At 50.6% G+C, this 24,301-nt stretch carries 24 protein-coding genes; 18 read left to right on the top strand and 6 right to left on the bottom strand.

The genetic code is table 11. The features are described 5' to 3' along the window. From HMPREF9473_RS28260 to HMPREF9473_RS19580, 4 genes are all read right to left on the bottom strand, one after another. The coding region (locus tag HMPREF9473_RS28260; RefSeq protein ID WP_006781947.1) for a carbon starvation CstA family protein at window positions 1–580 on the bottom strand (580 nt) is incomplete at its 3' end. A 163-nt stretch (window positions 581–743) separates the two neighbouring features. Then, a complete protein-coding gene (locus HMPREF9473_RS19590) occupies window positions 744–1,463 on the bottom strand; it encodes a LytR/AlgR family response regulator transcription factor (RefSeq protein ID WP_006781946.1) in 720 nt (239 codons plus the stop codon). Window positions 1,464–1,466: 3 nt separating this feature from the next. Then, window positions 1,467–3,185, bottom strand: coding sequence for a LytS/YhcK type 5TM receptor domain-containing protein (locus HMPREF9473_RS19585; protein WP_006781945.1), 1,719 nt, complete (start codon window positions 3,183–3,185; stop codon window positions 1,467–1,469). An 11-nt stretch (window positions 3,186–3,196) separates the two neighbouring features. Then, a complete protein-coding gene (locus HMPREF9473_RS19580; protein ID WP_006781944.1) occupies window positions 3,197–4,000 on the bottom strand; it encodes a histidinol-phosphatase HisJ family protein in 804 nt (267 codons plus the stop codon). Window positions 4,001–4,282: 282 nt separating this feature from the next. Between HMPREF9473_RS19580 and HMPREF9473_RS19575 the strand changes: the two genes are divergently transcribed. The 6 genes from HMPREF9473_RS19575 to HMPREF9473_RS19550 all read left to right on the top strand — a co-directional run bounded on the left by HMPREF9473_RS19575 (window position 4,283) and on the right by HMPREF9473_RS19550 (window position 10,887). Further along, on the top strand, window positions 4,283–5,956 hold the full coding sequence (locus HMPREF9473_RS19575; RefSeq protein ID WP_006781943.1) for a Na/Pi cotransporter family protein: 1,674 nt from the start codon (window positions 4,283–4,285) through the stop codon (window positions 5,954–5,956). Between the two features lie 109 nt (window positions 5,957–6,065). Continuing rightward, the gene (gene gap, locus HMPREF9473_RS19570) at window positions 6,066–7,097 is read left to right on the top strand and encodes a type I glyceraldehyde-3-phosphate dehydrogenase (protein WP_006781942.1); all 1,032 of its coding nucleotides are present in this window, start codon (window positions 6,066–6,068) and stop codon (window positions 7,095–7,097) included. 162 nt (window positions 7,098–7,259) lie between these two features. After that, window positions 7,260–8,474 carry a phosphoglycerate kinase gene (locus tag HMPREF9473_RS19565; protein ID WP_006781941.1) on the top strand — a complete coding sequence of 405 codons (1,215 nt, stop codon included), beginning with the start codon at window positions 7,260–7,262 and terminating at the stop codon, window positions 8,472–8,474. A gap of 119 nt (window positions 8,475–8,593) precedes the next feature. Continuing rightward, window positions 8,594–9,346, top strand: coding sequence for a triose-phosphate isomerase (gene tpiA / locus HMPREF9473_RS19560; protein ID WP_006781940.1), 753 nt, complete (start codon window positions 8,594–8,596; stop codon window positions 9,344–9,346). A gap of 75 nt (window positions 9,347–9,421) precedes the next feature. Next, a complete protein-coding gene (locus HMPREF9473_RS19555) occupies window positions 9,422–10,075 on the top strand; it encodes a hypothetical protein (RefSeq protein WP_006781939.1) in 654 nt (217 codons plus the stop codon). Between the two features lie 20 nt (window positions 10,076–10,095). Then, window positions 10,096–10,887: a class I SAM-dependent methyltransferase gene (locus HMPREF9473_RS19550; RefSeq protein ID WP_006781938.1), complete on the top strand. Its 792-nt coding sequence runs from the start codon at window positions 10,096–10,098 to the stop codon at window positions 10,885–10,887. A 63-nt stretch (window positions 10,888–10,950) separates the two neighbouring features. On the opposite strand, the gene trpB is transcribed toward HMPREF9473_RS19550, so the two are convergent. Next, window positions 10,951–12,165 carry a tryptophan synthase subunit beta gene (gene trpB, locus HMPREF9473_RS19545; protein WP_006781937.1) on the bottom strand — a complete coding sequence of 405 codons (1,215 nt, stop codon included), beginning with the start codon at window positions 12,163–12,165 and terminating at the stop codon, window positions 10,951–10,953. Window positions 12,166–12,476: 311 nt separating this feature from the next. Here trpB and HMPREF9473_RS19540 point away from each other — a divergent pair, with 311 nt between their 5' ends. The 9 genes from HMPREF9473_RS19540 (at window position 12,477) to vapD (ending at window position 21,206) form a co-directional block, all read left to right on the top strand. After that, the gene (locus HMPREF9473_RS19540) at window positions 12,477–13,448 is read left to right on the top strand and encodes an Rpn family recombination-promoting nuclease/putative transposase (protein ID WP_006781936.1); all 972 of its coding nucleotides are present in this window, start codon (window positions 12,477–12,479) and stop codon (window positions 13,446–13,448) included. A 27-nt stretch (window positions 13,449–13,475) separates the two neighbouring features. After that, on the top strand, window positions 13,476–14,216 hold the full coding sequence (locus tag HMPREF9473_RS19535; RefSeq protein WP_006781935.1) for a FadR/GntR family transcriptional regulator: 741 nt from the start codon (window positions 13,476–13,478) through the stop codon (window positions 14,214–14,216). Window positions 14,217–14,511: 295 nt separating this feature from the next. Then, window positions 14,512–16,233, top strand: coding sequence for a dihydroxy-acid dehydratase (ilvD, locus tag HMPREF9473_RS19530; RefSeq protein ID WP_006781934.1), 1,722 nt, complete (start codon window positions 14,512–14,514; stop codon window positions 16,231–16,233). A gap of 61 nt (window positions 16,234–16,294) precedes the next feature. After that, on the top strand, window positions 16,295–17,644 hold the full coding sequence (locus HMPREF9473_RS19525; RefSeq protein WP_006781933.1) for a GntP family permease: 1,350 nt from the start codon (window positions 16,295–16,297) through the stop codon (window positions 17,642–17,644). 204 nt (window positions 17,645–17,848) lie between these two features. Then, window positions 17,849–19,390 (top strand): 2,3-bisphosphoglycerate-independent phosphoglycerate mutase, encoded by a 1,542-nt coding sequence (gene gpmI, locus HMPREF9473_RS19520; RefSeq protein ID WP_006781932.1) that lies wholly within the window; start codon window positions 17,849–17,851, stop codon window positions 19,388–19,390. A 445-nt stretch (window positions 19,391–19,835) separates the two neighbouring features. Next, window positions 19,836–20,186 carry a type II toxin-antitoxin system RelE/ParE family toxin gene (locus tag HMPREF9473_RS19515; RefSeq protein ID WP_006781931.1) on the top strand — a complete coding sequence of 117 codons (351 nt, stop codon included), beginning with the start codon at window positions 19,836–19,838 and terminating at the stop codon, window positions 20,184–20,186. Between the two features lie 16 nt (window positions 20,187–20,202). Next, window positions 20,203–20,493 (top strand): helix-turn-helix domain-containing protein, encoded by a 291-nt coding sequence (locus HMPREF9473_RS19510; RefSeq protein WP_006781930.1) that lies wholly within the window; start codon window positions 20,203–20,205, stop codon window positions 20,491–20,493. Between the two features lie 18 nt (window positions 20,494–20,511). Then, window positions 20,512–20,838, top strand: a complete 327-nt coding sequence (locus HMPREF9473_RS19505) for a hypothetical protein (protein WP_006781929.1) — start codon at window positions 20,512–20,514, stop codon at window positions 20,836–20,838. Window positions 20,839–20,852: 14 nt separating this feature from the next. After that, window positions 20,853–21,206 (top strand): VapD family protein, encoded by a 354-nt coding sequence (gene vapD, locus HMPREF9473_RS19500; RefSeq protein WP_006781928.1) that lies wholly within the window; start codon window positions 20,853–20,855, stop codon window positions 21,204–21,206. A gap of 60 nt (window positions 21,207–21,266) precedes the next feature. Here the strand turns inward: vapD and HMPREF9473_RS19495 are convergent, their stop codons facing one another. Next, on the bottom strand, window positions 21,267–22,019 hold the full coding sequence (locus HMPREF9473_RS19495; protein ID WP_006781927.1) for a hypothetical protein: 753 nt from the start codon (window positions 22,017–22,019) through the stop codon (window positions 21,267–21,269). Window positions 22,020–22,308: 289 nt separating this feature from the next. On the opposite strand from HMPREF9473_RS19495, the gene HMPREF9473_RS19490 reads away from it, so the two are divergent. The 3 genes from HMPREF9473_RS19490 to HMPREF9473_RS27835 form a co-directional block, all read left to right on the top strand. Next, window positions 22,309–22,566 (top strand): hypothetical protein, encoded by a 258-nt coding sequence (locus tag HMPREF9473_RS19490; protein ID WP_138669646.1) that lies wholly within the window; start codon window positions 22,309–22,311, stop codon window positions 22,564–22,566. A 49-nt stretch (window positions 22,567–22,615) separates the two neighbouring features. Continuing rightward, on the top strand, window positions 22,616–23,476 hold the full coding sequence (locus HMPREF9473_RS19485; protein ID WP_006781924.1) for an SAM hydrolase/SAM-dependent halogenase family protein: 861 nt from the start codon (window positions 22,616–22,618) through the stop codon (window positions 23,474–23,476). Between the two features lie 108 nt (window positions 23,477–23,584). Next, window positions 23,585–24,301: hypothetical protein (locus HMPREF9473_RS27835; RefSeq protein WP_006781923.1), on the top strand; the 717-nt coding region annotated here is incomplete at its 3' end.

The following is a 24,301-nucleotide window of genomic DNA, read 5'->3' as shown; positions in this document are numbered from 1 at the left end:
TCAGGCAGAGGCCAAAGATGGGATATATCTTGCCAATCACCTTGTCAATAGGAACAAAGGTTGCAATAAAGTAGTAAATCAGAACCACAGCCAGCCAGAACTTGGCATCCAGCACGTGGGGTGTCAGCATAGCCAGCAGGTTAGCCGGTCCGGTAGAGAAGGTAACGCCGACCAGCACCAGCAGCACCACGGAGAACACACGCATGACCTGTTTCATCCCGTCGCCCAGGTACATACCGGTCAACTCAGATACGCTGGCCCCCTTGTGGCGCATGGACATCATGCCCACCATGTAGTCGTGAACGCCGCCGCCCAGCAGAGTACCGAAGGTAATCCACAGAAACACCGAAGGTCCCCAGGCAGCTCCGGCCAGCGCGCCGAAGATAGGACCAAGCCCGGCGATATTCAACAGCTGAATCAGGAAAATGCGTGCGGTCCCCATGGGAACATAATCGGTGCCGTCCTCCATCGCCGTGGCAGGAGTCGCCCTGTCGTCCGGTCCAAACACTTTCTCCGTGAACTTACCATACACGAAAAATCCACCAATCAGTAACAAAATACATAAAAAGAAACTAATCATACAAATACCCCTCCTTGTTGTTCGTTGTCAGTAACCCCTCTCTTTATGCCTATTATACGAAAAACTGCACAAATGAAAATATTTATTGTATGAAATGACATAAAGAATGCACAAACTGTAAAAGTTTGTGCATGAAAGGAATCACGAAAACAGGAGGAAAACATCAGACAAGATTCAAAACCTGCCGCAGCGCCTTCACCTTATCCCTGGCAACCGGAAGGATATCATTTTCAAATCCCTGCATCCGGAGCGCCAGACTGTTGCTGGCCCAGGGAAACAGTTCCGAGACGGCCAGTGGATTGATCAGATAACTCTTGTGAATGCGGAAAAATCCGTAGGGAGCCAGCTTCTTCTCATACTCCCCCAGCAGCACGTTCTCCACATAATCCCCCTTCTGGCTGTGAATGACACAGCTTCTCCCCGACGTCTCGATATAGGCGATTTTTTCTACATCCAGGAAAATGGTTTTCCGGTTGGTATTGACGGCAATCCGGTTGGCCAGCGTTTTCGCGGAAGTGTTTTTGTCCATCTCGGCCACGCATTTTTCCAGCACCGTTTTCAGCCGCTCCGGGTCAAAGGGCTTCAAAATATAGTTGTAAACTCCCAGCTCAAACGCCTTCACAGCGTAATCCGAGTAGGCGGTGGCGAAGATAATTTTGGCGTCCGGCATCATCCGGGACGCCGCGGTGGCCAGAGTCGTCCCCTCCATGTCATTTAAGTTGATGTCCAGAAACAGGATATCAAAGGTGTTGGACGCAAACAGCTCCAGGGCGGAGACCCCGCTGTCCGCCTCCATGATATCCGCGTCCGGCAGAACCGACAGAATCTGGTGCTTTAACTCACTGCGGGCAGGCCGCTCATCATCTACAACAGCAATATGCATAGGTTACCCCTCCTTTCCATTTTCCATAGACGACTCGGTGCCATCCTCCGGCAGTACACAGAACGAGATATCGGTGCCTGTGGAGGATGTCTTGATATCCAGTCCCCCCTGCTCCCCGTAAATGCTCATCAGCCGTTTGTGAACATTCGTCAGCCCGTAGGAATGCTCCTGCTCCGAGCCGGAATAGAGCCGCCGGAGAACCTCCTCCCGGATACCCTGGCCGTTGTCAATCACGTGGATGCGGATGACATTTCCCTCCGGGACGGCCTGAATCCGGACATAGCGGATGCCCTGCTTGTCGGCTCCGTAGCGGATGGCGTTCTCCACCAGCGGCTGGAGGATAAAGGAGGGAACCATACAGTGCAGGTCCTCCGGAACCAGTATCTCAATCTGCAGCTTCTCCTCAAACCGGGCCTTCTCAAGCTCCAGATAATTCTTCACATGGTAGAGCTCCGTGTGGAGATTCAGCATAAACCGTTTATTTTCCAGGGTCTGGCGGTAGTAGTCGGCCAGAACCAGCAGAAGCTCCCTGGCCCTGTCAGGATTTTCCCGGCAGACGCTTGCGATGGTATTTAAGGCATTGTAGAGAAAATGCGGGTTCACCTGGGACTGCAGTGCCTGAAATTCCGCCTTCTTCCTCAGCCGCTTCTGGTATTCCAAATCAGACAGCTCCAGCTGGGTGGAGAACAGCTTGGCCAGGTCGTCCGCAAAGGAAATGTTGGAGGCGGGAGAGTGCCACTGCTTCTTCACAAACAGCAGCAGAGCGCCCACCGGCTGCTCCATCTCGATGAGCGGGGCGGCGATAATCACATGGTTTTTCAAAATCGGGTACAGTGAATCATTTTTGTCGTCGGAGGAGCAGAAGGCCGCCCGGCGGGTCTCCATGGCCTCCAGGGCCGTCGCGGGAAGCTCCGTCAGCTGAAACAGGGCCGCTTCCTTTGGCTGGCTCTGCCGGGCCAGAATCTGCCGGGTGTCCGTCATCATCACGCAGGAGCATTTGATGGAATCAAAGATAATGCGGGTGGCGGCGTCCATATCCTCCCGGTTCTGCAGTCCACGTTTTAGGTGGGGAAGGCACTGCTCCACAATCTGGAAGGCCAGCCGCATCTTCCCGGCGGATTCATTATCCTCCTCCACAAACACGATGTTGAAGGTGCCGATAAAGGCCACCATACCGAAGGCATTGAGCATAATCATAGGCCAGGCGATGATTTTCACGAGAGCCAGTGCCTCGGAATAGGGCCTGGCTACAACCAGAATGATAAGCATCTGGCACAGCTCCGCCACGGCGGTCAGCAGGAAAATGCTGGTGTTGTCCCATTTCCCGCGCCGGAAATAACGGGCGAAAATGGCCCCCAGCATACCCTCCACAAAGGTGGACATGGCGCAGGACACCGCGGTGAAGCCGCCGATATCAAACAGATACCGGTGGGCTCCCGCAATGACGGCGGCGCCGATTCCCACGTAAGGCCCGCCCAGCAGTCCCGCGGCGATGACGCCGATGACGCGGGTGTTGACGATGGCGCCGTTGACTCCCACCCCGGTGTAGGTGGAGAGAATGCTGACACAGCCAAAGATGACGGCCAGGGCGATCCGGCTCCAGACAGAGTTGCTCTCATCTAACAGCAGCCCCCGGACCACCGGAATCTTGGTCAGCAGCGTGGCAATGAGGACCAGCAGCCCCACATTGAGGGCCAGGCTTAAGAAAATATTTTCAGACATGGGTATTCTCCTTATGATAAGCGGTGGAATACAGGTTTTCTCTTCTCGTAGGTGGCATAATAGCGGTAGCCGCAGGTCAGCAGAACCTGGCGCGCCAGCTCAAAATCCGCCCCCAGATCGCCAGGGACATGGGCGTCGGAGCCCACGGTTACAATCTCTCCTCCAAGCTCCCGGTAGCGCCGCAGGATATCCGGGTGGGGGTTGGGCTGTTTTAACCCCTTTCGGAAGCCGGCAGTGTTGCACTCGATGCCCTTTCCCTTGGAAATGATGGTCTTCAGCAGCTCCTCCAATAAGTCCTCATAGGTCTCATACCGGTAGAAACGGTTTTTGCTGGGGCCGTAACGCACAATATAATCAATATGGCCCACCACGTCAAACTGGTCCAGGGTTTTCACATTCTGAAGCAGGACTTCAAAGTATTCCTCATAGGCCCTGGCTTCCTCCCGCCCGTCGAAAAACTGGGGATAGTAGGGGTCAAGCCCGTTGACGAAATGGGTGGAGCCGATGATAAAATCAAAGGAATATTTCGTTAAAAGTTTATCAAAGTAATCACCCAGATGGGGCTGGAGTCCCAGCTCCATGCCGGTGAGCAGTTGAATCTCCGGGGCATATTCTTGCTGCAGCAGCTCCATGGCCGGAAGATATTCCTCCAGATTTAAATTGAAATCAATGTCCCCGGAATGGACATCATAGTCGTGATGGTCCGTGATGCACAGCGACGGCATGGAGAGATGGATGGCCTGGGCAATCTGTGCTCTGGCTGGGGTGGAGGAGTCGCCGGAAAAATTGGTATGTACATGAAAATCAGATATCATGGGATGTTCTCCTTTGTGTGGGTCTTTTATGCGTATTATTATATAGGAAAGCCGTATAAATGACCAGTGCATTTCCCACGGTTTTCCATGGAACAGGCAATTTTTCGTGGATTTTACCCAATCTTAACTTAATTTTTAAAAACCATTGAAAACGATTGGGGGTCTATGTTATCATAAAGCCGTATGCGGCAAAATGAGATGAGACAATAAAATACGAAATAATACAATGGGGTATTATAGGAAAGTCCCCGATGTGGAATCGGGGAATATTAGGAGGAAATCATGTCAGTCAGTGATGTTTCAAGTTTATTTGGTTTTGTGGGCGGATTGGGAATGTTCCTGTACGGGATGAACACCATGGCGGACGGTATGCAGAAGACAGCGGGCAGCAGGATGAGCCAGTTTCTGGGTATGCTTACCAACAACCGGTTTATGGCGGTCTGCTTAGGAGCGCTGATTACGGCGATTATCCAGAGCAGCGGCGCCACCACGGTCATGGTGGTCGGCTTCGTCAGCGCGGGAATTCTGAATCTGACACAGGCGGTCGGAGTGATCATGGGCGCCAACATCGGTACAACCATCACCGCATGGATTGTATCCCTAAGCCAGCTTGGCAGCGCCATGGAAGTGATGAAACCTGTTTTTTACGCACCGCTTCTGATTGGCATCGGAGCCATGATGATTCTGTTTTCCAAGAAACAGAAACAGCACACGATTGGCGAGATTTTAGTGGGCCTGGGACTGCTGTTTATCGGTCTGGAATTTATGTCCAGCTCCATTTCCCCCTATACGGATGCCCCTATTTTTGCAAAGGCTTTCCAGGTGCTGGGCGGCAACCCGCTGCTGGGCATGGTGATTGGCGCGCTGGTGACGGCGCTGCTGCAAAGCTCCTCGGCTTCCGTCGGCATTTTACAGACACTGGCTATGAACGGGGTGGTGACGACCAACGCCGCCATCTATATCACGTTAGGGCAGAATATCGGCTCCTGCGTGACGGCCATGCTCTCCAGTATGGGCGGCTCCCGGACGGCGAAACGGGCGGCGGTGATGCATCTGTGCTTCAATATCATCGGCGCGATACTGTTCGGCGTGCTGGGATTTGTGCTGTTTTTGCTGCGGCCGGATGTGGCGGTGAGCAATATCAACGCGGTGGAAATATCCGTTTTCCACACGGTGTTCAACTTGACTAATACGGCGTTACTCTTCCCGTTTGCGAAGCAGCTGGTGAAATTGTCCGGCGTTCTGGTGAAGGAGAAAGAGGAGAGCGCAGAGGTTGTGGAGGATGACGAGGAGGCGGCGACCCTCAAGCATCTGGACGAGAGAATCTTCGAATCTCCTGCATTTGCCGTGGAGACGGCGGCTCTGGAGGTGGTACATATGGGGCAGATTACCCTGGAAAATGTGAACCGCGCCATCAACGCCATCATCACCGGAAACTTAGATGAGATTGAATCCGTGTATAAAGTAGAGAAAACCATCAATAATATGGAAAAGATGCTGACGGAATATCTGATCAAGATCGACAATCTCTCCCTGACGGAGCATCAGAAGCTGGTGGTCAACGATTTGTTTTACAGCGTCAGCGATATTGAGCGCGTGGGGGATCATGCGGAGAACCTGGCGGAGTCGGCGTCCTACTTGGCGGAGCGGAAGCTGGCATTTTCCGACACCGGCGTGGAGGATTTGGAAGCCATCGGAGGCACGGTGCTCAAGTCCTTTGAGGCAGCCATCGAAGCCCGCAATACCGGCAATATGGATGTGGTCCGCAAGGTGAGCCAGTACGAGGATGAGGTGGACAACCTGGAGGAGGAGCTTCGGGAAAAGCATATCGAACGGCTTTCTTCCGGGAAATGCAATCCGTCTTCGGGGGTCATTTTCCTGGATATTATCAGCAATCTGGAGAGAATCTCAGACCACGCCTACAACCTGGCGGGATATATTAAGAATGAAATGTAAACAACCTATTAAAAAAGACTTGCTATTTTTAGCAGAATTAGGTAAAATGAAATGTAGGTTGATTATAATTTAACAATCAAATGAATTTTTTCTTAGGAGGAATGAAGACATGGCAGTAAAAGTAGCAATTAATGGTTTCGGACGTATCGGTCGTCTCGCATTCAGACAGATGTTTGGTGCAGAGGGTTATGATGTAGTAGCAATCAACGATTTAACCGACCCTAAAATGTTGGCTCACTTATTAAAATATGATACCGCTCAGGGCGGATATGCCGGACGTATGGGCGAGGGCCTTCATACCGTAGAGGCTGGAGAGGATTCCATTACTGTTGATGGCAAGAAGATCACCATCTACAAAGAGCCAAAGGCTGCTGACCTTCCATGGGGCGAGCTTGGTGTAGACGTTGTTCTGGAGTGTACAGGTTTCTACTGCTCCAAAGACAAAGCACAGGCTCATATCGATGCAGGCGCTAAGAAAGTAGTTATCTCCGCACCGGCTGGCAACGACTTACCTACTATCGTATACAGCGTTAATGAGAGTGTTTTAACCAAAGATGACACCATCATTTCCGCAGCTTCCTGTACCACAAACTGCTTAGCTCCTATGGCTAACACCTTAAATAAATATGCTGAGATTCAGTCCGGTATCATGAGCACCATCCACGCTTACACAGGCGATCAGATGATTCTTGACGGACCGCACAGAAAAGGCGATTTGAGAAGAGCAAGAGCAGGCGCGGCTAACATCGTTCCGAACTCTACCGGTGCTGCAAAAGCAATCGGTCTGGTTATTCCGGAATTAAACGGCAAGTTAATCGGTTCCGCTCAGCGTGTTCCGGTTCCGACAGGTTCCACCACTATCTTAATTGCAGTTGTTAAGGGCAAAGATGTGACAAAAGAGGGTATCAACGCAGCAATGAAAGCAGCAGCTTCCGAGTCCTACGGTTACACAGAAGATCCTATCGTATCTTCCGACGTAATCGGTATGAAGTTCGGTTCTCTGTTTGATGCAACCCAGACCATGGTTTCCAAACTGGATGAAGATACTTATCAGGTACAGGTTGTTTCCTGGTATGACAACGAGAACTCCTACACAAGCCAGATGGTTCGTACAATCAAGTACTTCGCTGAATTAGGCTAAGTTTACAATGGCATTATGATTGATTAAGATCCAAGAGGGTCCGGTCTGGAAGGACCGGGCCCTTATTTTAACATAAGTACACTGTATACAAAGTGATTGCGGCAGTGTATGCAGTTACGGAGCATTACTATAAAATCAGGATATCGAAAGGAGCATATTCACATGCTTAACAAGAAAACAGTTGATGATTTAAAAGATTTACAGGGAAAGAAAGTGCTGGTTCGCTGTGATTTTAACGTGCCGTTAAAAGAGGGCGTGATTCAGAACTACAACCGTATTGACGGTGCGATTCCTACCATTAAGAAATTATTAGACCAGGGTGCAAAGGTGATTCTCTGCTCCCATTTGGGCAAACCGAAGGGCGAGCCGCTGCCGGAGATGTCTTTAGCTCCTGTTGCTCCTGCACTGAGCGAGAGACTTGGCGTGGAAGTGAAGTTCGTATCTGACCCGGTTGTAACCGGAGCGGAGACACAGAAGCTGGCTGCCGAGCTGAAGGACGGCGAGGTTCTGCTGCTTGAGAACACCCGTTATAGAGTGGAAGAGACTAAGTACGGCAAGGATGAGAAGGCGGAAGATTACGCAAAAGAGCTGGCAGCGCTGTGTGACAACGGTGTGTTTGTCAACGATGCGTTTGGTACGGCCCACAGAGCGCACTGCTCCAACGTTGGTGTGACCAAATATACCAAAGAGAACGTTGTGGGATACTTGATGGAGAAAGAGATTAAGTTCCTGGGTGAGGCTGTGGAGAATCCGGTTCGTCCGTTCGTGGCGATCCTGGGCGGCGCCAAGGTTTCCGACAAGATTAACGTGATTAACAACCTGTTAGATAAGGTAGACACCCTGATTATCGGTGGTGGTATGGCTTATACATTTGCAAAGGCACAGGGACAGGAGATTGGTAACTCCTTATGTGAGGAGGACAAACTGGACTATGCGCTGGAGATGGTGAAGAAGGCGGAGGCCAAGGGCGTGAAGCTGTTACTTCCGGTTGACCATGTAGAGGGCAAGGAATTCTCCAATGATACCGAGCACAAGGTTGTGGAGACCATTGATGCAGGCTGGTCCGGATTTGATATTGGACCGAAGACCATCGAGCTTTACAAGAAGGCTCTGGAGGGCGCTAAGACCGTGGTATGGAACGGACCGATGGGCGTGTTTGAGTTCTCCAACTTTGCTGAGGGGACTCTGGAAGTATGCCGTGCAGTGGCAGAATTAAAGGATGCGACTACCGTTATCGGCGGCGGCGATTCCGTGAACGCGGTGAAGAGACTGGGCTTTGCGGACAAGATGACCCACATCTCCACAGGCGGCGGCGCTTCTCTGGAATTCTTAGAGGGCAAGGAGCTTCCAGGTGTGGCAGCTGCGGACAACCGCTAATTGACAGATTGCAGAGAAACTTAAGAGACAGGGCATTACTTATAATGCCCTGCTTCTTTGATGTATGGCGGCATGCCGGTTTTGGCGTGTTATAAATAAGAACAGGAGAGGTAAGAACAATGGCAAGAAAGAAAATTATTGCAGGCAACTGGAAGATGAACATGACCCCAACGGAGGCAGTTGCGCTGGTGAATGAGTTGAAACCGCTGGTAGTAAATGACGAGGTTGACGTGGTATTCTGCGTGCCGGCGATTGATATTATTCCGGCTATGGAGGCGGCCAAGGGCACCAACATCAATATCGGCGCTGAGAATATGTACTATGAGGAGAAAGGCGCTTTCACAGGCGAGATTTCCCCGAACATGCTGGTGGATGCTGGTGTGAAATATGTGATTATCGGTCACTCTGAGAGACGTGAGTACTTTGCGGAGACAGATGAGACCGTGAATAAGAAGGTTCTGAAGGCATTTGAGCATGGTCTGACACCAATCATCTGCTGTGGAGAGTCCTTAACCCAGAGAGAGCAGGGCATCACCATCGACTGGATTCGCCAGCAGATTAAGATTGCCTTCTTAAATGTAACCGCAGACCAGGCCAAGACCGCTGTCATCGCTTACGAGCCAATCTGGGCCATCGGCACCGGCAAAGTAGCCACCACCGAGCAGGCACAGGAAGTATGCGCTGCGATCCGCGTATGCATCGGCGAGATTTACGACGAAGCCACAGCAGCCGCCATCCGCATCCAGTACGGCGGCTCCGTATCCGCATCCAGCGCACCAGAGTTATTTGCCCAGGCAGATATCGACGGCGGACTGGTTGGAGGAGCTTCCCTGAAACCTGATTTTGGCGGGATCGTGAATTATAATAAATAAGATTTGGTGATTTGAGAGATGGAGCGGCCGGAAGGCCGCTCTGTTTATTATGGGTTGTTTTTTCTGGGAGAAATAATGACAATTAAAAACATTTTAAAAGATAAAAATAGAATATTTATTGCAATTATTGTTCTTACTGCTGCCTGTGTGATTGCCATCGGGGCGTTTTGGGCGCTTCGGAGAGGGCCGGTGGCGGGGATTGAGATTGCGCCGGGGACGGAGTGGGTGTGTGGGAATCCGGTTTATTATCGGCAGAATGATGAGGAGTGGAAGAGCGAGCGGATGGGGACGGCGGCGGATACGCTTGGAGGGTCCGGGTGCCTGGTGACTTGTCTGGCGGCTTCGATGGAGATGCAGAAGGGGGCGGTGGAGGCCGGGTATCGGATGACGCCGGGGGAACTGAATCGAGAGCTTTCGGAGAACCAGGTGTATGATGACAGGGCCAATGTGTTGTGGAATCCGCTGAGGGAATATCTGACGGAGTGGACGGTGCTGACGCCTTCGAAGGCAGATGGGGCTGAGATTGAGAGGATGCTGAATGACGGGCATTTTCCTATCGTGAAGGTTCGCATGCCGCGAAGCGGCGCAAACCACTGGGTGATGCTTGTGGAGGCCCGGGGCGGGGAGTATTACTGCATGGACCCGTTACATGGGGAGGGCGAGATGGTTCCGCTGTCGGAGTTTGGGAATGTGGTGTACTCGGTGCGGAGTATTTGTTATAATGGATGACATGAGAGGAGGGAAAGCGGATGGAAATTAAGAATCAGAACATTGATTCCGGGAAGGCATTTGACTGGGGGAGGACCTCGGCGGGGTATGCGAAATACAGGGACATTTATCCGAAGGTGTTTTATGAGAAAATTGTGGAGAGAAATCTGTGCGTGAAAGGACAGAAGGTTCTGGATTTGGGAACCGGCACAGGGGTGCTTCCACGGAATATGTATGCCTATGGGGCAGACTGGGTGGGAACGGATATTTCAGAAAATCAGATTGAGCAGGCAAAGAAGCTGGCCGGAGAACTGGGACAGGAGACGGAGTACCTGGTGGCAGCCACGGAGGATGTGGATTATCCGGATGGAACCTTTGACGTCATTACCGCCTGTCAGTGCTTCTGGTATTTTGACCACGAAAGGGTGATGCCCAAGCTGGCCCGCATGCTGAAGCCGGATGGAAGGTTGCTGCTGTTATATATGGCCTGGCTGCCTTATGAAGATGACATCGCCGGGGAAAGTGAAAAGCTGGTATTGAAATACAGCCCCAACTGGTCGGGAGCCGGGGAAACCATACATCCAATTCACGTACCGCCCTGTGTCTACGAAACCTTCGAATCGGTGTATCATGAGGAGTATGAGATTGAGGTGCCATTTACCAGGGAGACATGGAACGGAAGAATGAAATCCTGCCGCGGCGTGGAAGCATCCTTGCCGCCGGAGGAAGTGGAGCAGTGGGAGCGGGAGCATAGAGCCATGCTGGAGCGGATAGCACCGGAGGAATTTACGGTGAAACATTATGCTGCCATGCTGGAACTGAAGAGAAAATAACACGAAAAACGCCGCTGTCCAGGCAAACGACAGCAGCGTTTTTTATCTTGACCGATCTTGTAATTACAGGAACTGCTCCCCATAACCGTAATGTTCTACCACATAATCAATATCCTTATCCCCACGTCCACTCAGGCACACCAGAATGGAGCCCTGCTTCATCTCTTTCGCCTTGCGCATAGCATAGGCCACAGCGTGGGAACTTTCGATGGCCGGGATGATGCCTTCCAGGCGTGACAGCTTGAAGAAGGCTTCCATTGCCTGCTCGTCGTCCACGGTCTCATACTGGACTCTGCCCAAATCGTGAAGGAAGGCGTGCTCCGGGCCTACGGACGGATAGTCCAGACCGCTGGCGATGGAGTAGACAGGAGCCGGTTCCCCGTCCGCATCTTTTAACATGATGCTCTCAAACCCGTGCATCACACCCTTCTCCCCGTATTTCATGGAAGCGGCATGGTCGCCCAGTTTCTCCCCGCGGCCGAGGGGTTCCACGCCCACAATGTCCACTGGGTCATCCAGAAATGGGATAAACATGCCGATGGAGTTGCTGCCGCCGCCTACACAGGCTGTCACCACATCCGGCATCATACCCGTCATTTCCATAAACTGGTCTCTGGCCTCGTAGCCCACAACCGACTGGAAGTCACGCACCATGAGTGGGAACGGATGGGGCCCCAGAGCGGAGCCGATGCAGTAGATGGAATCCTTATAATTCTTTGCATAGGACTCAAATGCGGAGTCCACCGCCTCTTTTAACGTCTTCAGTCCATGGCTGACCGGCACCACCTTGGCGCCGAGAATCTTCATCCGGGTCACATTGGGAGCCTGTTTGGCGATATCCACCTCTCCCATATGAATCTCACATTCCAATCCGAAAAATGCCGCCGCCGTCGCCAGCGCCACGCCGTGCTGTCCGGCGCCCGTCTCGGCAATCAGACGCTTCTTCCCCATAAATTTGGCCAGCAGCCCCTCGCCCATGCAGTGGTTCAGCTTGTGGGCGCCGGTATGGTTCAAATCCTCCCGCTTCAAGTAAATCTGGCAGTTGCCAATCTCTCTCGAGAGCCGCTCGCAGTGATAAACCGGCGTCGGCCGCCCCTGAAATTCCTTGCGGATTCTCCTCAGCTCATTGATAAATTGGGAGGAGTGGCAGATCGTCTGGTATGCCTCATTAATCTCCTCGAATGCCGGTTTCAGTTCCTCCGTCAGATAAGCGCCGCCGTAGGGCCCAAACCGCCCGTCCTTGTCCGGATAGTGTTTTAAATACGTTCTGTAATCCATAGTCTTCCCCTTACACTTTCGTTAAAATTTGCCGACAGACCGATAAACTGACATGATCTGGCCAGTCAGGTCCATATGGCCTATTATACTATGGATTGGAAAATAACGAAACCATGAAATTTTTACTTGTAGAATCTGAAACATGTGTTATACTGTATTCAAACCCATTCTGGTTTTTCAATGCTGATATATCAGCAAATCTGAAGTGTCTGTATGTGTCAGGCGCATCTCTTGGAAGTATCTTCCAGGAAAACCCAATGATATCGGAACAAGGCGGAACAGAAAAAGAAAGCAAAGGAGATTATTTACGAATGGAGAAAAAGAGAGTAGAAGTACGGGAAATGGAGGAGAGAGAAGTCTGGCAGAGTGATAAATGGAATCAGGAGCGTTTGAAACGTTTGAGAGAAATTGCGGAAAGTGATACCAGACTGAATATCAGGCTAACCAATGATTTTGCATTTAAGAAGGCCTTCCGCAATAAAAAGGCGTTGGCCGGACTGCTCAGCGCATTGCTGGATATTCCGTTGGATAAGATAAAAGCACTGGAATTTCCGGACACTTATCTGCATGGAGATTATGCAGAAGACCGGGAAGGGATTTTGGACGTAAAGGTACATTTGAATAATGATACGAGAATTAATGTGGAAATGCAGGTAAATGTATATCCCTTTTGGGAAGAGCGTTCCTTATTTTATTTGAGTAAAATGTTTACGGAAAATTTTAAGAAGGGGGAGAATTATTCCGCGTTGGAGACTTGTATTCATATCAGTATACTTGGTTTCAGTTTAACGGAAACGGATGGGCTTTACTCTGTGATTGAATTGCGTAATCGCAAAAACGGCCGGCTGTATAGTGACAAGTTGAGTCTGCGTGTGGTATACTTAAGCCAATTAGAACATGCATCGGAGGTGGAGCGTCAGACCGATGTTTACCAGTGGGCAAAGATGATATCTGCAAAGGACTGGGAGGTGCTTAAGACTATGTCAGAACAGAATGAAGCGATGCGGGAAGTGTATGAGGAGATTGAGAAGATCAACGCGGACAGTGGGCTTCGGTGGCAGTATTTGAAGGAGGAGATGAAGGCTTCGGATGAGGCTACCTTGCGCCAGTGGTGTTTTCAAAATGGTGAGAAAAACGGGGAGCAGAAGGGCGAACAGAAAGGTACGGAGCGTTACAGCCAGTTGATTTTAAAACTGGCTGGGGACGGCAGGCAGGATGAGATTGTGAAGGCGGCGGCTAATCCGGAATATTTGGAGACACTGTATGCAGAATACCAGATATAAGAATGTAACGACAACCCTTATGCCAATATGGCATTGGAGGAGACATTTGAGGTGGGTGAGATGGACAGGGAACAGACATTTGAATTATACAATGGAAAGCCGCTGGCGGAGCAGGTGGCGGACCATATTGTCAATTATATTGTGGAAAATGAGATGGAAGCCGGGGCGAAGCTGCCAAATGAGTTCGAATTGGCGGAGCGTATCGGCGTAGGGCGAAGTACCGTCCGTGAGGCGATTAAGATACTGGTGTCAAGGAATATTGTGGAAATCAGAAGGGGAGCCGGGACCTTTGTGTCGGAGCAGAAGGGAATGGTGGAGGACCCGCTGGGTCTGACCTTTGTGAAGGACAAGACAAACCTGGCCATGGATTTGCTGAATGTCCGCCTGATGCTGGAGCCGGAGATTGCGAGAATGGCGGCGGAGCATGCCACGAAGGAGCAGGTGGAGGCGCTGCTTCGTCAGTGTGATAAGGTGGAGGAGATGATCCGCCAGGGACTGAACCATATGGAGGAGGACATTGTCTTCCACAGAATGATAGCGTCCTGCAGTGGAAATGTAGTCGTTGAGAAGCTGGTGCCGGTGATCAATTCGTCCATCGCCGTGTTTGTGGATATCACCAACGGCAAGCTGAGGCAGGAGACCATAGAGACCCACCGGGAGATTGCGGAGGCCATTGCAAGAGGCGATGGAGACGGCGCAAAATGTTCCATGAATATGCATTTGCTGTATAACAGGCGTGCGATTCAAAAGATTTATGAGCAGAATTAAAAAAGACAGCAGATGACTACGGGGAATAAATAAAAAATAATCGTAATAGAAGAAAAGGAAATCGTGAGAAAGCCACGGTTTCTTTTTTGTTTCCATTTTATTCAAGGTGACATATGATGTATTTTAAATAAAATCATGTGAAATATGCACAATTAAATTCGCAAAAACTAAGCATAACAACGAAAAATAAACATTATATTGACACTGCACGTCTGATGTGTTAATTTAAATACAAGAAAGACATCATACGTCTTATGTATTTGAAGCGTCGGAAATCATAAAGGAGGAACAGGATATGAGTTTAAAGAGTCAGGAAGTACGTGCCATTGCGCCGGAGATGGACCCGCTGCGCATGGGAATGGGCTGGAAGGTGGAAGATTTGGAGAAACCGCAGATTATGGTGGAGAGCACCTTCGGTGACAGCCACCCGGGCAGCGCTCATCTGATGGGGTTTGTGGAGGAAGCGGTCCGCGGCATCTACGAGCATGGCGGAAAAGGCGCCAGATATTTTGCGACCGATATCTGCGACGGCATGGCCCAGGGGCACGACGGAATCAACTACTCCCTGGCGTCCCGCGACACCATTGCCAACATGATAGAGATTCACGCCAATGCCACCACCTTCGACGCTGGCGTTTTCGTTGCCAGCTGTGACAAAGCGGTGCCGGCCCATCTGATGGCAATCGGAAGACTGGGAATCCCCTCCATTGTGGTGACCGGCGGTGTCATGGATGCCGGCCCGGATTTGCTGACCCTGGAGCAGATTGGCATGTACAGCGCCATGTGCCAGCGGGGAGAAATCTCGGAAGAAAAACTGACTTACTATAAACACAACGCCTGTCCATCCTGCGGCGCCTGCTCCTTCATGGGAACCGCCTCCACCATGCAGGTCATGGCGGAAGCCCTGGGACTGATGCTTCCGGGAAGCGCACTGATGCCAGCCACCTGCGAGGATTTGAAGGAGGTTGCCTACAAAGCCGGTGTCCAGGCGGTGGAGCTGGCCAAAAAGGGATTGAAGGCCAGCGATATCGTGACCATGAAATCCTTTGAGAATGCCATCATGGTTCACGCGGCGATCTCCGGCTCCTCCAACTCCCTGTTACATATTCCGGCCATCGCCCACGAGTTTGGCTTTGAGCTGGATGCGGACGCATTTGACAGAATGCACCGTGGAGCCCACTATCTGCTGGACATCCGCCCGGCGGGGAAATGGCCGGCACAGTATTTCTACTACGCAGGCGGCGTTCCGAGAATCATGGAAGAAATCAAGAGCATGCTTCATCTGGATGTGATGACCGTCACGGGCAAGACCCTGGGCGAAAACCTGGAGGAGCTGAAGCACAACGGATTTTATGAAAAATGTGACGCCTACCTGGAGAAGGTGGGAAGAAAACGGACCGACATTATCCGCACCTTTGACGAGCCGATCGGGACAGACGGAACCATCGCAATCCTGAGAGGAAATCTGGCGCCGGAGGGGGCTGTGGTGAAGCACACGGCCGTACCGAAGGAAATGCACAGGGCCATCCTGAAAGCCAGACCCTTTGACTGTGAGGAGGACGCCATCGAGGCCGTTCTCACCAAGAAGATAAAACCGGGCGACGCGGTATTTATCCGCTATGAGGGTCCGAGAGGAAGCGGCATGCCGGAAATGTTCTACACCACCGAGGCTATTTCCTCCGATGAGGAGCTGGCGAAGAGTATCGCCCTCATCACGGACGGCCGGTTCTCCGGGGCATCCAAAGGCCCCGCCATCGGCCATGTATCGCCGGAGGCGGCGGACGGAGGTCCCATCGCGCTGGTGGAGGAAGGCGATATCATCGAGATTGATATCCCGGAGCGGATTCTCAGAATTATCGGAATCCACGGCGTGGAAATGACGCCGGAAGAGGTGGAGAAGGAATTGGAGAAACGCCGCCAGGCATGGCAGCCGAAGCCGAGAAAATACACCTCAGGGGTGCTCAAAATCTTCTCCGAGCACGCCGTATCGCCGATGAAGGGCGGATACATGGAGTAGGTTTGGGAAAGGGAAACGTTAAATATTTAACAATATCATATTTTTGGAGGGAATGAAAGTTATGGGAGCAACTGCAAGTCCGGAGAGACTCATTATTGCGGCACTGGTAGGTCTGGTGATCTTACTGGTATTGATTATCGGAGTGAAATTACAGGCCATACTGGCTATTTTAATCAGTGCCGTGGCTATCGGCCTGATGGCCGGAATGCCGTATTCTGCTATTCTGGAATCCGTTGGAACCGGTATGGGAAACACATTGAAGGGGATTGCCCTGCTGGTTGGACTGGGGTCCATGTTCGGCGCCATTTTGGAGATATCCGGCGGCGCACAGCGGATCGCCACCACCCTGGTTGACAAGTTTGGCGAGAGCAAGGCGGCCTGGGCGCTGGGAATCACGGGACTGGTTATCGCCATGCCGGTATTCTTTGACGCCGGACTGATTATCCTGATTCCGCTGGCATTCAGCCTGGCGAAGAAGACGAAGAAATCCACACTCTGCTATGCCATCCCGCTGTTGGCCGGACTGGCGGTAGGCCATGCATTTATCCCTCCGACACCGGGGCCGATACTGGTGGCCAACATGCTGGGCGTGGAGCTGGGATACGTGATTATCGTCGGTCTGCTGGCAGGAACTGTGGCTATGATTGTGGCGGGACCGATGTTCGGTAAGTTTATCGGCAGCAAAATCTATGTGCCGGTTCCAAAGAGTGTGCAGGAGATGGAGGAATGCGATGAGACCAAGCTGCCGGGATTTTTGACTGTGGTCAGCATTATCCTGATTCCGCTGGTTCTGATTATTTTGAGCACTATCTCCAAAGTGGTTCCAGCTATGGCGGGAGTCCAGCCGGTGCTGGCGTTTATCGGGGAGCCATTTATTGCGCTGACTATCGCGACTCTGGCGGCCATGATTGTCCTGGGTATCAAGCACGGGTACAGCAGGGAAGAGCTTGAGAAGGTGATGACAAAATCTCTGGAGCCCACTGGTATGATTCTGCTGGTGACGGCCTGCGGCGGCGTGCTACGCTACGTGCTTCAGGATTCCGGTCTTGGTGAGGTCATCGGCAATGCGGTGGCCGGAAGCGCGCTTCCGTTAGTGGTAGTGGCCTTTGTGGTAGCGGCTCTCGTCCGCATGTCTGTTGGCTCCGCTACGGTGGCGATGACCATGGGCGCCGGCATTATCGCCGCCATGCCTGAGATTGCCTCCCTGTCCCCGCTTCATCTGGCCTGCGTCACCGCGGCCATCGCCGGCGGCGCAACCGTGATGAGTCATTTCAACGATTCCGGTTTCTGGCTGGTGAAGTCGCTGCTCCAGATAGACGAGAAAACGACGTTGAAGAGCTGGACGGTGATGGAGACGCTGGTGGGAACGTCAGGATTTGTTGTGGCGCTTGTGATTTCATTTTTTGCATAATTTGATATGGGTGTGATATCTATGGGCCGCCGGCCGGAGAAAAGAATATCTCTGGCTGGCGGCTTCATTTTCAGGAATTCCTTTTTTGAATGACAAAAATTTATCACTCATCGGTTGCAAGAATTTTCAAAATCATGTACAATGTAGTGTGAAATAAGGCAAAGCTATAAGAAATAGAATATAGATGAGAAGAGGAGAACAATCATGAGTAAGAAACCAGTTGTTTTAATGATACTTGATGGTTATGGCTTGAATGATAACTGCGACCACAACGCAGTCTGTGAAGGAAAAACTCCGATTATGGACCAGCTGATGAGCCAGTGTCCGTTTGTGAAGGGGAATGCCAGCGGGATGGCGGTAGGCCTTCCGGACGGCCAGATGGGTAACTCTGAGGTGGGACATCTGAATATGGGCGCGGGGCGCATTGTCTACCAGGAGCTGACCAGAATCACCAAATCCATCCAGGACGGAGATTTCTTCCAGGTTCCGGAATTTCTGGAGGCGGTGGAGAACTGCAAGAAACATGACTCGGCTCTGCATCTGTTCGGTCTGGTGTCCGACGGCGGTGTGCACAGCCACAACACCCATATCTATGGCCTGTTAGAGCTGGCGAAGAGACATGGGCTTGACAAGGTTTACGTACACTGCTTCCTGGACGGCCGTGACACACCGCCGGCATCCGGCAAGGATTTCGTGGCGCAGCTGGAAGAGAAGATGGTGGAAATCGGCGTTGGCAAGGTGGCGACGGTGATGGGACGTTACTATGCTATGGACCGTGACAAGAACTGGGACCGTGTGAAATTTGCCTATGACGCCATGACAAAGGGCGAGGGCAATACGGCTGACAGCGCAACCGGCGCCATTCAGAATTCCTATGACGATGGCAAGAATGATGAGTTTGTGATGCCGACTGTGGTAGTGGAAGACGGCAAACCGGTGGGAACGATTAAGGATCATGACTCCATCATTTTCTATAATTTCCGTCCGGACCGCGCGAGAGAGATTACCCGTGCGTTCTGTGATGACGCGTTTGACGGATTTGAGAGAGAGAAGAGACTGGACGTTGTCTATGTGTGCTTCACCGATTATGATGAGACGATTGGCAACAAGCTGGTGGCCTTCCGCAAACAGTCTATCACCAATACTTTCGGCGAGTTCCTGGCTGCCCACGGCAAGACCCAGGCGAGAATTGCCGAGACAGAGAAGTATGCGCATGTGACCTTCTTCTTCAACGGCGGCATCGAGGAGCCAAACGAGGGCGAGGACCGGGTGCTGGTTCCGTCACCGAAGGAAGTGGCAACCTACGATTTGAAACCGGAGATGAGCGCGCCGGCAGTCTGCGACAAGCTGGTGGAGGCCATCAAGTCTGACAAATATGACGTGATTATCATCAACTTCGCCAACCCGGATATGGTTGGTCATACCGGCGTGGAGGACGCGGCCATCAAGGCGATTGAGACCGTGGACGCCTGCGTGGGAAGAGCGGTTGACGCTATTAAGGAAGTGGACGGCGTGATGTTCATCTGTGCCGACCACGGCAATGCGGAGCAGCTGGTGGACTACCAGACAGGCGAGCCATTCACCGCCCACACCACCAACCCGGTACCGTTCATCCTGGTAAATGCGGACCCGTCCTACAAGTTGAGAGAAGGCGGCTGTCTGGCGGATATCGCCCCGACCCTCATCGAACTGATGGGATTAGAGCAGCCAAAAGAGATGACAGGAACTTCCCTGATTGTGAAATAAACTACAAAGTGAAACGTAAAATAAAAAGGACGAAACCCGGCGTGGTTTCGTCCTTTTGAAGTTTCGACACTTATGGCTAAAAACATCTATGATATATTTGGAGGAAGTATCAAGATGAAATCCGGTAACAACTGTTTTTTCTTTTGTTTGTTATTACATGATATCTTATGATGGAAGTCCCAAAAAGGTTACAAGCTGTGGGGGAGAAAACTACTTATTGCATTGTGCCTGTCTATATGATAAACTGTATTTGTTTCCGCAAAGGTCTTTTGCGGCATTGTTCTTCGGCCATTGGCCGGTCTGACAGATTCAGTCAGAGAACCCAGTTCACGTAAAAAAGCAGAGAGGAGGAGCCTGTGTATGTTTGAATATTAATAAGTTTTATAAAAGAACTATTGACAATATGGAATAAATCCCATATAATGAAGGAGGATAAGAAATACGAATGAAAGAATTTGAAGTGGTTTTATTTCACAAAGACAATGGGGAAAGTCCGGTGGAGGAATTTATAGATACACTGGAACCCAAGATGCAGGCGAAGGTACTCCGAACGATGGAACTGCTGAAGCGGAATGGGCTGGAACTGCGGGAACCCTACACGAAATCATTGGGAAGAGGGATTTTTGAACTGCGTGCCAAACATGGAACTGACATATCCCGGGTGCTGTATTTTTTTATGGAAGGGCAGAGGATTATTTTCACCAATGGGTTTATAAAAAAGACGGACAAAACCCCAAAACAGGAGATAGAACTTGCAAGAAAGTATAGAAAAGAGTATAAAAAGCGATGGAGCTGACAGGAGGGAAAGAGCGATGAGAGATGATTTTGATAAACTGCTAGAACGCAAATTAAAAGACCCGGAGATTAAGAAAGAATACGAAGCTCTGGAGCCGGAGTTTGACATCATCCAGGCGATTATCGATGCCAGGAAGTCCAGGAACATGACACAGAAGGAACTGGCGGAGCGAACCGGCATTGACCAGGCGGATATCAGCAAGCTGGAGAATGGCAATGGGAATCCGACGCTGGGGCTTTTAAAGCGGCTGGCGGAAGGGATGGATATGTTTCTCAAGCTGGAGTTCATCCCCAAGCGCCCGGTGTAAAGCGGGAGGAAGCTGTATATGATGAAGATGTTAATTCGCATGGATAGTAACAAGATTAATATAGAACAGAGATTCAATCTTAACGGTATATATGACATTCTTAATAAGATGTTTTTAAACCTGGGATTAATATGTATGGAAAACGGGGCAGAATCACTGGTATATCGTGATAACGGCAATGTCAAAGATTATGGAAGTTTTGGACGCATCGTGAACACATTAAAAAAACAATCCTGGTTTATGGAGAATGTGACGGAATGGCGTTTGTATGATAGTGATGAATCGGATGACCCGGAGGAGTTTAACGAGGAAGATTTGTTGTCGCGTTACCAAAGAAGAGTATGACGAAGGGATAGCTATTGGAGAGAACTTATTATAAAGCAATCAATTTTGATTTGAGAACCCATCAATTAGAGGTGTTGTATTCGGGAATGAATTACCGGAAAGCATATGATGATTTAAGGCATTTTTTGGGTCAGCATGGATTTTCTCATCGCCAGGGTTCTGGTTACATATCGAATGAGAAACTGTCTACGGCTGATATTTATGATTTGATGGATGAATTAAATAGTGAATTCGGCTGGATTGGTGAGAGCGTCAATCGACTTGATGTGACAAATATAGGGAAGCAGCATGATATGACTGATATGTTAAAGCCTATATCTATGACATTAGATGAGTCAGAATTGTTCAAAAAAGAAGTATTAACTTAGTTTTTAATAGGAACGGCCCTGCCACTGCTGGCGGAGCCGTTCCTTACTCATTTCCAATCGTTATTCATACAATTTCCCATAAATTTCTTCACTCAGCGCATCCACATAAGCCTGGTCCGGTAAGTCGTGGCTGGTTATCAGATAGTCCTGGATGAGCTGGAAACGTTTCAGGCTCAGCTCTTCCGGGGTTAAGTCTTCGGCGCCCTCGATGGCGTTGTCTATCTGCTCTCCGGTGTAGCTGTCCTGGAACCACTGGATTAACTCCTGGGTGGCCTTGTTCTCATCTTCAATCTGGGGAGCCAGGGTCTTGGCGGATTTGGAACTGCTTCCGGCCACGAAGATGGACAGGATGCCCATGATAGTGATAACCGACTGCACAATAATTTTTGACACGTCGTTCAACGGCAGGGAAATGATGCCGCTCCAGCATACCACCGCCGCCGCCAGCAAAATGACGCCGACGATAAGGAAGGCGGACGCTGAGGACTTCAAATCTTCATATTTCTGCTCTTTGTTTACATAAATCCGGGCTGGGGCGATGGGGCTTTCGGGGACATTCGCTTCGGTGTTCCCTTCCGTATCTCCGTCGACCTCGTTCAATATTAGACCATCATTGGCAAAGAAATCGTCAGGGTTTATCTGGTTCTTTTCTGCCATCGCCATCTCTTTCAGCATCTGCTCCCGGCGGGCTTCCTCTTCCTGCTTCTTCAATTCCATAGCAGCTTCCTTCGATTCCACCAATTCTCCCCCGCAGTCAGAACAGGTCGTAATCCCATCTATAAATTCCATATCACATTTCGGACAGTATGGCATAAGTAATCTCCTTTGTACGTATTTTCTTTTTATTATAAGGCATGGCGGGCTGTTCGTCCATAGAGGTTTGGAATAAGCCCCATAAAATAATAAATTCTTGTAAAGATTCATATTTTTTAGTATACTGGAAATAGATAAAAAAAGAAAGAGGTGATATCAATGAGTTTCATGCAAATTACTAATAATCAAATACAAATGGATGACAATCAGGCGCAGGTACGTGAGATGGTATTAGAGAGTTACCGCGATATAGCGACTGGCAAGGGAAAGGAGTATAGCGAATTTTTTGATGAATTGGAACAAAGATATACCAATAGGTAGATACGAGGTAATCATTTTGCCGTTCGCGCAGGATGATATGACCAATCTAACGGATTATATTGCCATCGAATTAAAAGCGCCGGAAACTGCATTGAAGTTGGCAAAAGCATTTAGAAATATCATAGATAATCTCAGTATTTTCCCCCAGAGTCATGGGCTGGATGAAGACCCCGAATTAAAAAAATATGGAAATCTTGACACCGCTCCCATTTCCTCTTATACTTAAAATTGCAAGGGTTTCTAAACAACTCCCTTAGCCGAAGAGGTAATACGATATGAGTAAACCATTAATTATTCAAACGGATTTTGGAACTGTTGATGGAGCTGTGTGTGCGATGTATGGCGTGGCTTATGGGGTTTCTCCGGAACTCACCATTACGGATTTGACCCATGAGATTCCCCAGTATAATATCTGGGAGGCGTCTTACCGGTTGATTCAGACGGTGAAGTACTGGCCGGAGGGCTCTGTGTTTGTCAGCGTTGTGGACCCGGGGGTTGGCTCCACCAGGAGAAGTGTGGTGGCTGAGACTGTGACGGGACAGTTCATCGTGACACCGGATAACGGAACACTGACCCATGTGAAGCGGATGTGCGGAATTAAGAGCGCCCGGGTGATTGACGAGAGCGTGAACCGCCTGCCAAACTCGGGAGAGAGCTATACCTTCCATGGCAGAGACATTTACGCCTACACAGGGGCAAGACTGGCAGCAGGAATCATCACCTTTGAGCAGGTGGGACCTGTGGTGGACGTGGACAGCGTGATTGAGCTTCCTGTGGTGGAAGCGGTGTACGACGGCGAGAAGGTGAGCGGTACCATTGACGTGCTGGATGTGAGATTCGGCAGCCTGTGGACCAACATCAGCAGAGAGCTGTTCTTACAGCTGGGCGTCAGCCACGGACAGCGTGTGGAAATCAGCATTGAGAATGAAACGAGAACCTTGTACAAGAACATTCTCATGTATGCCAAGAGCTTCGCGGATGTATACGTGGGCGAGCCGCTGGTATATGTGAATAGTCTGGACTGCATGGCCGTTGCCATCAATCAGGGCAGCTTTGCCAAAGCCTACAACATCGGAACCGGAACCACATGGAGAATCGCCATGCGCAAGGCGCCGAAAATTGTTTACGAAGATTAATGTTTCATACATAAAACGCCTTCCGGCCAATACACTGCCGGAAGGCGTTTTTTACAACACGGACAGAAAAAAATGTGGTACAATGACAGAAAGGGAAGGGGGAGGCGTATGAGAGCGGACGATGCCATGCAGATTGATTATCAAATGAATAAACGGGAGCTGGCTGAGATGTGTATCCGGGCCCAGACAGAGGCATTTGTCAGGCAGAAGGTTATCCTGACGGTCATTCTGGTTCTGGCTGCCTATGGACTTCTTGGCACGTTCTTTCAACTGATATTGACCAGAAGGTTTGTCATCACGTGGCTTGGCTGGTTCGTCATCCTGTTTGTGGCGGCGTATTTCCTGGTCATGTTTGTGGCTAACTACCGGCATTATATCCATTCCGGTCTTTTAAAGCCCCAGAGAATCCGCCTGGAACAGGGCTATCTGTATACGGGCCTGGAAGGCAATGGCCGTTTCCCGTGCAGGAACTACACGGAGATTAAAAATGGGCGCCTGGTTCTCATGATTGGAGTCCGGAACGCCAAAAACATCACCAGCTACATCGGAATCCCCAAACGCGCTTTCACCGGTCCCGGCGAGGTGGATGCCTTTCTCTGGCTGCTGGAAAACAGCTGCCCGTCGGAGGAAAACATAGACAGGCGTCCCATCCTTGACAGGGGCGGGGACATGGTTTTCACATTTAACGTCACGGAGGAAATGTGGGCCCACATCTACGGGGAGGCGGTCCAGGTACTTACGGACAAATCCCTGCTGGGCCGGAAACGGATTCCAACCGGACTGGTGGCCGGCATCCTGCTGGTGATTTTTGCGGTGCGGTGGGTG

The organism is Hungatella hathewayi WAL-18680, assembly GCF_000235505.1.
GTDB lineage: Bacteria > Bacillota > Clostridia > Lachnospirales > Lachnospiraceae > Hungatella_A > Hungatella_A hathewayi_A.
Note: the sequence above shows the minus strand (reverse complement) of the source record. Positions and strands in the feature narration are given on the sequence as shown.

Excerpts from the sequence above, each read along its gene's own strand:
- HMPREF9473_RS19575 (WP_006781943.1), top strand. The coding sequence starts at position 4,283 with ATGTCAGTCAGTGATGTTTCAAGTTTATTTGGTTTTGTGGGCGGATTG.
- HMPREF9473_RS19580 (WP_006781944.1), bottom strand. The coding sequence starts at position 4,000 with ATGATATCTGATTTTCATGTACATACCAATTTTTCCGGCGACTCCTCC.
- trpB (WP_006781937.1), bottom strand. The coding sequence starts at position 12,165 with ATGGATTACAGAACGTATTTAAAACACTATCCGGACAAGGACGGGCGG.
- HMPREF9473_RS19490 (WP_138669646.1), top strand. The coding sequence starts at position 22,309 with ATGAATTGGAACAAAGATATACCAATAGGTAGATACGAGGTAATCATT.
- HMPREF9473_RS19535 (WP_006781935.1), top strand. The coding sequence starts at position 13,476 with ATGGCATTGGAGGAGACATTTGAGGTGGGTGAGATGGACAGGGAACAG.
- HMPREF9473_RS19515 (WP_006781931.1), top strand. The coding sequence starts at position 19,836 with ATGAAAGAATTTGAAGTGGTTTTATTTCACAAAGACAATGGGGAAAGT.
- ilvD (WP_006781934.1), top strand. The coding sequence starts at position 14,512 with ATGAGTTTAAAGAGTCAGGAAGTACGTGCCATTGCGCCGGAGATGGAC.
- HMPREF9473_RS19590 (WP_006781946.1), bottom strand. The coding sequence starts at position 1,463 with ATGCATATTGCTGTTGTAGATGATGAGCGGCCTGCCCGCAGTGAGTTA.
- HMPREF9473_RS19540 (WP_006781936.1), top strand. The coding sequence starts at position 12,477 with ATGGAGAAAAAGAGAGTAGAAGTACGGGAAATGGAGGAGAGAGAAGTC.
- HMPREF9473_RS19525 (WP_006781933.1), top strand. The coding sequence starts at position 16,295 with ATGGGAGCAACTGCAAGTCCGGAGAGACTCATTATTGCGGCACTGGTA.
- HMPREF9473_RS19485 (WP_006781924.1), top strand. The coding sequence starts at position 22,616 with ATGAGTAAACCATTAATTATTCAAACGGATTTTGGAACTGTTGATGGA.
- HMPREF9473_RS19565 (WP_006781941.1), top strand. The coding sequence starts at position 7,260 with ATGCTTAACAAGAAAACAGTTGATGATTTAAAAGATTTACAGGGAAAG.
- gap (WP_006781942.1), top strand. The coding sequence starts at position 6,066 with ATGGCAGTAAAAGTAGCAATTAATGGTTTCGGACGTATCGGTCGTCTC.
- HMPREF9473_RS19550 (WP_006781938.1), top strand. The coding sequence starts at position 10,096 with ATGGAAATTAAGAATCAGAACATTGATTCCGGGAAGGCATTTGACTGG.
- HMPREF9473_RS19585 (WP_006781945.1), bottom strand. The coding sequence starts at position 3,185 with ATGTCTGAAAATATTTTCTTAAGCCTGGCCCTCAATGTGGGGCTGCTG.
- gpmI (WP_006781932.1), top strand. The coding sequence starts at position 17,849 with ATGAGTAAGAAACCAGTTGTTTTAATGATACTTGATGGTTATGGCTTG.
- HMPREF9473_RS19495 (WP_006781927.1), bottom strand. The coding sequence starts at position 22,019 with ATGCCATACTGTCCGAAATGTGATATGGAATTTATAGATGGGATTACG.
- tpiA (WP_006781940.1), top strand. The coding sequence starts at position 8,594 with ATGGCAAGAAAGAAAATTATTGCAGGCAACTGGAAGATGAACATGACC.
- HMPREF9473_RS19555 (WP_006781939.1), top strand. The coding sequence starts at position 9,422 with ATGACAATTAAAAACATTTTAAAAGATAAAAATAGAATATTTATTGCA.
- HMPREF9473_RS19510 (WP_006781930.1), top strand. The coding sequence starts at position 20,203 with ATGAGAGATGATTTTGATAAACTGCTAGAACGCAAATTAAAAGACCCG.
- HMPREF9473_RS19505 (WP_006781929.1), top strand. The coding sequence starts at position 20,512 with ATGATGAAGATGTTAATTCGCATGGATAGTAACAAGATTAATATAGAA.